Here is a 6551-nt window from a genome sequence, read left to right as displayed (position 1 = left end):
CAGGTGGATGCGTCGCTTCGCCGACTGGACGTCGACCACATCGACCTCTACTACCTGCACCGCTGGGACAAGTCGGTGCCGATCGCCGATAGCGTCGCGGCGCTCGCCGAAGCCGTTGATGCCGGCAAGATCGGTGCGATCGGACTCTCGGAGGTCTCGGTGGCCCGACTTCGGGAAGCGCAGCAGGTCGCGCCCATCGCCGCGGTGCAGAACGAATACTCCCTGTGGAGCCGGAATGCGGAGCTGGGCATGCTCGAGGCGACGAAGGCCGACGGCATCGCACTCGTGGCGTTCTCGCCGGTCGCGCGGGGGTTCCTCGCCGATGCCGTCCACAACCCCGAGGAGCTCGTGGCCAAAGACATCCGCCGCGGGATGCCGCGGTTCCAGTCGCCGCACTGGGAAGCCAATGCAGCTCTGCTGCCGGCATGGCGCGCCCTCGCTGCTGAGGCAGGGGTCAGCCCGGCCCAGCTCGCGCTCGCGTGGCTGTCGTCCCGGGGCGAGCACGTCGTGCCGATTCCCGGGACAACGAACATCGACCACCTGCGCGAGATCATCGCCGCTGCGCAGCTCGAGGTCACGCCCGACATTCTGGAGCGCGCCGGCGGGCTCATCGGCACTGAAACCGTGTCGGGTCCGCGCTACCCGGCGAACAACGCTGTCGAGGTCGACACCGAGACTTTCGAGGATGCCGCGTGAAGGCCATTTCGTCGATGGCGACGCGGCTGCTGCTTGCCGACCTCATGGCGGCCGCCGACGATGCCGGGCTCGGGCACGTCGAGATCGAGTCGGTCGGTGGAGTCGACGCGGCTGACCGGGTCGCCGCCGGCGAAGAGTTCGACCTCGTCTTCCTTGCCGACGGCGCCCTCGCAAAGCTCGCGGCCGACGGGCACGTCGCGGCGGCATCCGTCGCTCCCCTCGTGCTGTCGCAGGTGGCCGTGGGCGTTCCGTCGGGCTCCGACAGTCCCGCGACCGCGGCGAGTGATCCGGCGTTCCCGGATGCTGCCGCGGTGCGGGAGGCGATTCGGGAGGCGAGGAAGATCGGCTACTCGACCGGTCCGAGCGGCACCGCACTGGTGTCGATGATTGAGGACTGGGGCCTGAGCGCGGAAGTCGGTGATCGGCTGGTCCAGGCGAGGCCCGGCATCCCTGTCGCGCGCCTTCTCGCCGATGGCGACGTCGATCTCGGCTTTCAGCAGCTGAGTGAGCTCGTCGGCAGCCCGGGTGTCAGTGTGCTGGGCGTTTTGCCCCAGGACTGCGCGATCGACACCGTGTTCTCGGGCGCGATTGCCGCGACGTCGTCGGAGCCGGAGGGCGCGGCCGCGATCCTCGCCTTCCTGCGCACCGACGCTGCTCGCGACATCGCGCGCTCGCGCCACTTCGCGCCACCGCCCGCGCCGTAGCGCGCTGGCGGCGTCTTTCAGCTGGGCGCCCCGGCGATAAGAGCGCGGGCAACCCTGTCGCCGGAAACCAGCGCGCCCTGAATCGACGCGGTGTCGCGGTGATCGCCCGCGATGTAGACGCGTTCCGAGAGTCGCGCGCGCGTGACGGTTCGCAGCGGCACTGACTGCGCCGGCAGCGCGTGCGGGATGTCATCGCGTCGCAACAAGCGCCAGTCAGTGGCATCCGTACCCCAGATCTGAGAGGCGTGCCGCCGTACCTGCGCCTCGGTCGGAGAATCGAAGGAACCTCGGTGTGTCGCCGGCGGCAGCAGGCAGGTCGCCTGGACGAGGTGCATGCCCTTCGGCGCATACGAGGGCACGGCGTGCGACATCACCGCCGTGTTCACGACCGGTCCGGCGCGCGTGCCGTCCACCGCGATCATGCCGGATGCCGACGGCGCGGCATCCGTGGCGAACCACCACGTCTGCAGGCCGCGGGTCCTCGGCACGGGAATCGGCGCGAGTCCTGATGCCGCCTCCGGTCCGACGGCGACGATCACCGCGTCAGCGCTCACCGGGTCTGCCCCGGCAACAGCGACCTCGACGCCCGCGGCAGTCTCACGGAGGGCGGTCACGCGACGCTGCACGGCGATTTCGGCGCCGAGCGTCTGGGCGTAGGCGGCGAGCTGTTCGGGAAGGGCCTGGATGCCGCGCTCGGGCAGGCCCGGGCGGCCCAGCGCGAACATGCGAATCAGCAGCCGAACGAAGGCGTCGGAGGTCTCGAAGCTCCCGTCAGCGATGACGCCGGAAAGGAACGGCTCGAGCACCGCGGTTCTCAGCGGGCCGGTCAGTCCGGCACGATCCCACGCCTCATGCACCGGCAGATCGCGGCCGGCGGCGGCTTGGCGGATCACGCGCCGGGGAGCGCTGAGCGCCGTTGCGGCCCAACGCACCAGTCCGGCAACGTCCCGTGGCGCGAGAAGACCACTGCGAAGTGTCGCGGCGAGAATCGACGGATGCCGGCGCGGATCTGCCAGCGTCGCGAGGCCGCGCTCGCGCCGCACCTGCACCCCGACGGGGAACGGCTTCAGGCGTAGCGCCTGAATGTCCACCCAGCGCCGCACCGCGGGATAGGCGGGATTGAGCACTTGGAACCCGCGATCAAGCAGAAAGCCGTCGACGGCGTCAGTGCGCTGCCGACCACCGACGGTGTCTGCAGCCTCGAGAACGACAACGTCGCGTCCGGCGTGTCCGAGCGTGGTCGCTGCCCGAAGTCCTGCCAGCCCGGCACCGACAACGACCACATCATGCTGCGGCGTTCGTGCCATGACTGTCCTCCGGGCTCAGTACTACGACGCTACGGTGCCACGAGTCCCGCGGAACCCATGATCTTCTCGGGCCGTAGCTCGATCGCCACCCGGCGCGGATTGGGCTGGGGCTGCCGGTACCGCGCCGCATAGAGTTCCACGGCGCGCGCGACGGCATCCGGATCGCGCGACACCGTCGCGTGCCCCGCAATGCTCAGCCACTGAGGGCCCGCGATCTGCGCGACGGTAGCGCGGCCATCCCGTTCGATGTTGCGCACCTTCTGGCTACCGTCCATCGTGATGATCCGCACCAGACCGTCTGCGAAGCTGAATCCGACCGCGACGACGTGGAGGAGCCCGGAGGGCGCGAGCGTCGACAGTGTTGCGAGGTGGTAGTCCGAGACGAAGCGCTGCCCGTCGTGGGTGAGAGCCGTGGCCATGCCCTCGATCCTGCCGCACCAGCGTCGACAGCGCGCGCCACGTCGTGTGAGACTCGGGGCACCATGCCTCCGACTCCCGACGATCTTCGCGATCTCGCGCTCCTGCGCCGCGTCCGGGACCGCATCGACCGCGAGTACGCCGCGCCCCTGGATGTCGAGGAACTCGCCCGGGGCGCCCACATGTCAGCGGGGCACCTGAGCCGAAAGTTCAAGGCGGCCTTCGGCGAGAGCCCGTACTCGTACCTCATGACCCGCCGGATCGAGCGCGCCATGACACTGCTGCGACGGGGAGATCTCAGCGTCACCGAGGTGTCGCTGGCGGTGGGTTGCGCGTCCCTCGGCACCTTCAGCACCCGGTTCACCGAGCTCGTCGGAATGCCGCCGAGTGCTTATCGGGCGCTCGCCGAACATGACGCGGCGGGCCTGATTCCCTGTGTCGCGAAACAGGTCACGCGGCCGATCCGGCGCTGACCGCAGCATCCCAGCGCTGAAGCGCGCGCAGCGCGAGAAACGTCACCCACTTCGACGGTTCACCCGGTTCGACGTCCAGGGGGAACCACACTGCGCCCTCGAGTTTGTCGCCTTGCAGCCATCTGCCGTCGGGCTGCCGTGCGTCCCGAACTCTCTCGATGGTCTCGGCAATGCGGAGGTCGGGTCGAACGCCATCGTGAGCGGCAGCCTCGGTGAAGTAGTCGACGGCCTTCAGCGCCGTATGCGGGTGCCGGTAGGGGTACATCAGCAGATCCGCCCACGTCCCCACCGGCTCGCCCGTCGACAGGCGGTAGCGCAAGCGGCGCTCGAGCAGATACTCCTCCCCGCGATGACGGACCTTCGCCAGGGTGTCATCGCCCGTGAGTTGCTCATACGCCAGGATGCCGCGCACCGGTCCACGGCTGGCCTGGTCCCTCGCCCGTATACCCCGCCGGAAAGTAGGCGCCCCCAGCCCACTGGCCATCGGCATCCTGCAGCGCGAGCAGCCGCGCGGCGTCGCCTTCATGCGCCATGCTCGCCCGCGTCGCCTGCCACACCTCTTCGGGCGCACCCGTCAGATCGCGCTGCACCTGCCACCGCAGTGTGGGGTCGGAATCCAACAGCCACTGCTCGAGCTCGTCACGGTCCATGCCCGAAGGGTAAGTCACGCCGCCGACACGCGACAGTGGGTCGCGGGCGCCCCTATCGGTCACGAATCGAGAAGCGCACACCGGATGCGGCCACTACCGTGACGGGTATGCAGACCACTATTCACTCGAGCTTTCTTCCTCATCTCGAGCCCGAGCAGTCGCTCGCCTTCTACCGCGACGTTCTCGGGTACGAGGTGCGGCTGGATGTCGGGTACGAGGACCTGCGCTGGATCACGGTCGGTCCGGCAGGCCAGCCCGACACCGCGATCGTGCTGCATCCGCCGGCCGCTACCCCCGGACTGACCGACCAGGAGCGCACGACACTGCTGGAGCTGATCGCGAAGGGCTCGTACTTCGGGATCAACCTGGCAACCCGCGACCTCGACGCAACCTTCGCGGCTCTCGAGGCCGCCGGTGCCGAGATCGTGCAGGAGCCGATCGATCAGGACTACGGCGTGCGGGACTGCGCGGTGCGCGACCCCGCCGGCAACCTTATCCGCATTCAGCAGCTCACCGACTAACGCGTCGCACTCCCGGGCTGTAGATCACGCGAAGGCTGCCTCGACCGCCGCCTCGATGTGCAGGCGGGCGGTCGGGAACACCGGGACGGGGCAGTCCTCCCCCGTTACGAGCAGTTCGATCTCGGTGCAGCCCAGGATGATTCCCTCAGCACCATCGGCGACCAGGCCCTCGATGATCCGGCGGTACGAGGCGCGGGACTCGTCGCTGACAATGCCCATGGCGAGCTCGTCGAAGATCACGCGGTGCACGAGTTCGCGGTCCCTATCACCGGGGATGACGACGTCCAAGCCGTGTTCGGCCAGGCGTTCCCGGTAGAAGGGCTGCTCCATCGTGAATGCCGTGCCCAAGAGCCCGACCCGAGACAGTCCGGCGGTGTGGACCGCAGCCGCAGCGGCATCCGCGATGTGCAGCAGCGGAACATCGATCGCCGCAGAGACCTCTGGTGCGACCTTATGCATCGTGTTGGTGCAGATGAGTACCATCTCGGCGCCGGCATCCTGCAACCCGCGCGCGTGAGTCGCGAGAAGGTCGGCCGCATCGCCCCACCGATCCTCGCGTTGCATCAGACCGATCTCGGCGAAGTCGACGGAGTCGAGCAGGATCTTCGCGGAGTGCAGCCCGCCCATCCGATCGCGCACTGTCTGGTTCGCGATGCGGTAGTACTCCGCGGTGGATTCCCAGCTCATGCCGCCCAGCAGGCCGATGGTTTTCATGCTTCAACAAGACCACCGCGCGATACTTCAGCACAACGGCATACTTGTATGAAGAAACCAAAGCATTGCTAATGAATGGGGTGACATGGAACCGCACGAGACGCACGCCGACCTGGATGCGCCGCGCGCCCTGCCGGCGCTCGACCCCCGCAGCATCCTGATCTTCCGCGAGGTCGGACGCACCGGATCACTCACCGGCGCTGCTCAGGTGCTCGGCTGGACGCAGCCGGCGGTCAGCCAACACGTCCGGCGCCTCGAAGCGGTCGCCGGCGTTCCCCTCCTTGCGCGGGAGGGCCGCGGGGTGGTCGTGACGGATGCCGGGCGCGCCCTGCTGCGTCACGCCGACGCCCTCGCTGCAGCTCTGCATGACGCCGAGCACGAGCTCGCCGACCACGCTCACCTGCGCGCGGGCCGCGTGAGGATCGCATCCTTCCCGTCGGCCAGCGCCACGATCGCGGCGCGTGCCGTCAGCGACCTGGCCGAGAGGTTTCCGGGGATCGATCTGCGGCTGGAGCAGCTCGAACCACCCGAGGCCCTCCGCGCGCTCGAGGAGGGGGCGTGCGATATCGCCATCGTCTTCGAGTACGACGATGGGCACGTGTCGGTGCCGGTTGACGCTGACCGCACGCCGCTGGCCGTCGATCCGCTGCAGATCATCCTTCCCCCCGGGCATCCGCTGACGGCCCGAGCAGAGATCCGTCTCGACGATCTTGCCGACGAGCAGTGGGTTACCGGATGCATCAGCTGCCGCCGTCACCTGCTGACCTCGACCTCGGCCGCAGGGTTCACTCCCGACATCCGTCACAGCACCGATGACTACGTCGTCGTCCAGGCGCTGGTCGCGACGCGCATGGCAGTGGCAGTGCTTCCCTCCCTTGCCGTGCGGGCGAGCCGGAACCCGGACGTGACGGTCCACCCCCTCGCCGACCACGCCCCGCGCCGGGTCTCGGCGATCACCCGGCGAAGTGCCCGGTCAGTGCCGTCGGTCGGAGCAGCGCTCGCGGCGATTCAGCGGGCAGCACACGCACTCGACGCGCCGTGACTTTCGGCATCCGCCTCGCACCGTGCC

General features: G+C 68.9%; 8 protein-coding genes and 1 pseudogene. 5 read left to right on the top strand and 4 right to left on the bottom strand.

The genetic code is table 11. From position 1 onward, the window contains the following. Both B4F19_RS01015 and B4F19_RS01010 read left to right on the top strand, forming a co-directional pair. Window positions 1-696 (top strand): aldo/keto reductase (locus tag B4F19_RS01015; RefSeq protein WP_292732309.1); only part of this gene is annotated, 696 nt, incomplete at its 5' end. Beyond that, window positions 693-1400, top strand: coding sequence for a substrate-binding domain-containing protein (locus B4F19_RS01010; protein ID WP_292732307.1), 708 nt, complete (start codon window positions 693-695; stop codon window positions 1398-1400). The genes B4F19_RS01015 and B4F19_RS01010, both read left to right, overlap by 4 nt. 17 nt (window positions 1401-1417) lie before the next feature. On the opposite strand, the gene B4F19_RS01005 is transcribed toward B4F19_RS01010, so the two are convergent. Continuing rightward, the gene (locus B4F19_RS01005; RefSeq protein WP_292732305.1) at window positions 1418-2707 is read right to left on the bottom strand and encodes an NAD(P)/FAD-dependent oxidoreductase; all 1290 of its coding nucleotides are present in this window, start codon (window positions 2705-2707) and stop codon (window positions 1418-1420) included. A gap of 29 nt (window positions 2708-2736) precedes the next feature. Beyond that, window positions 2737-3126: a TIGR03618 family F420-dependent PPOX class oxidoreductase gene (locus B4F19_RS01000; RefSeq protein WP_228179403.1), complete on the bottom strand. Its 390-nt coding sequence runs from the start codon at window positions 3124-3126 to the stop codon at window positions 2737-2739. A 63-nt stretch (window positions 3127-3189) separates the two neighbouring features. Here B4F19_RS01000 and B4F19_RS00995 point away from each other — a divergent pair, with 63 nt between their 5' ends. Continuing rightward, entirely contained in the window at window positions 3190-3597 is a 408-nt protein-coding gene (locus B4F19_RS00995; RefSeq protein WP_292732303.1) for a helix-turn-helix transcriptional regulator, read from the top strand. Here B4F19_RS00995 and B4F19_RS00990 read toward each other — a convergent pair. Beyond that, window positions 3575-4247: pseudogene (locus tag B4F19_RS00990) on the bottom strand (hypothetical protein). The gene B4F19_RS00995 and the pseudogene B4F19_RS00990 overlap by 23 nt on opposite strands. A 107-nt stretch (window positions 4248-4354) precedes the next feature. Between B4F19_RS00990 and B4F19_RS00985 the strand changes: the two are divergent. Beyond that, window positions 4355-4768 (top strand): VOC family protein, encoded by a 414-nt coding sequence (locus B4F19_RS00985; protein WP_228179401.1) that lies wholly within the window; start codon window positions 4355-4357, stop codon window positions 4766-4768. 24 nt (window positions 4769-4792) lie between these two features. Here the strand turns inward: B4F19_RS00985 and B4F19_RS00980 are convergent, their stop codons facing one another. Next, complete coding sequence (locus tag B4F19_RS00980; RefSeq protein WP_292732301.1) at window positions 4793-5482, bottom strand: aspartate/glutamate racemase family protein; 690 nt, start codon at window positions 5480-5482, stop codon at window positions 4793-4795. A gap of 85 nt (window positions 5483-5567) precedes the next feature. On the opposite strand from B4F19_RS00980, the gene B4F19_RS00975 reads away from it, so the two are divergent. Then, the gene (locus tag B4F19_RS00975) at window positions 5568-6524 is read left to right on the top strand and encodes a LysR family transcriptional regulator (RefSeq protein ID WP_292732299.1); all 957 of its coding nucleotides are present in this window, start codon (window positions 5568-5570) and stop codon (window positions 6522-6524) included. Window positions 6525-6551: the final 27 nt, after the last annotated feature.

It is taken from the genome of Microbacterium sp. UBA1097, from assembly GCF_002313585.1.
GTDB lineage: Bacteria > Actinomycetota > Actinomycetes > Actinomycetales > Microbacteriaceae > Microbacterium.
Note: the sequence above shows the minus strand (reverse complement) of the source record. Positions and strands in the feature narration are given on the sequence as shown.

Excerpts from the sequence above, each read along its gene's own strand:
- B4F19_RS00985 (WP_228179401.1), top strand. The coding sequence starts at position 4,355 with ATGCAGACCACTATTCACTCGAGCTTTCTTCCTCATCTCGAGCCCGAG.
- B4F19_RS01000 (WP_228179403.1), bottom strand. The coding sequence starts at position 3,126 with ATGGCCACGGCTCTCACCCACGACGGGCAGCGCTTCGTCTCGGACTAC.
- B4F19_RS00995 (WP_292732303.1), top strand. The coding sequence starts at position 3,190 with ATGCCTCCGACTCCCGACGATCTTCGCGATCTCGCGCTCCTGCGCCGC.
- B4F19_RS00980 (WP_292732301.1), bottom strand. The coding sequence starts at position 5,482 with ATGAAAACCATCGGCCTGCTGGGCGGCATGAGCTGGGAATCCACCGCG.
- B4F19_RS01005 (WP_292732305.1), bottom strand. The coding sequence starts at position 2,707 with ATGGCACGAACGCCGCAGCATGATGTGGTCGTTGTCGGTGCCGGGCTG.
- B4F19_RS00975 (WP_292732299.1), top strand. The coding sequence starts at position 5,568 with ATGGAACCGCACGAGACGCACGCCGACCTGGATGCGCCGCGCGCCCTG.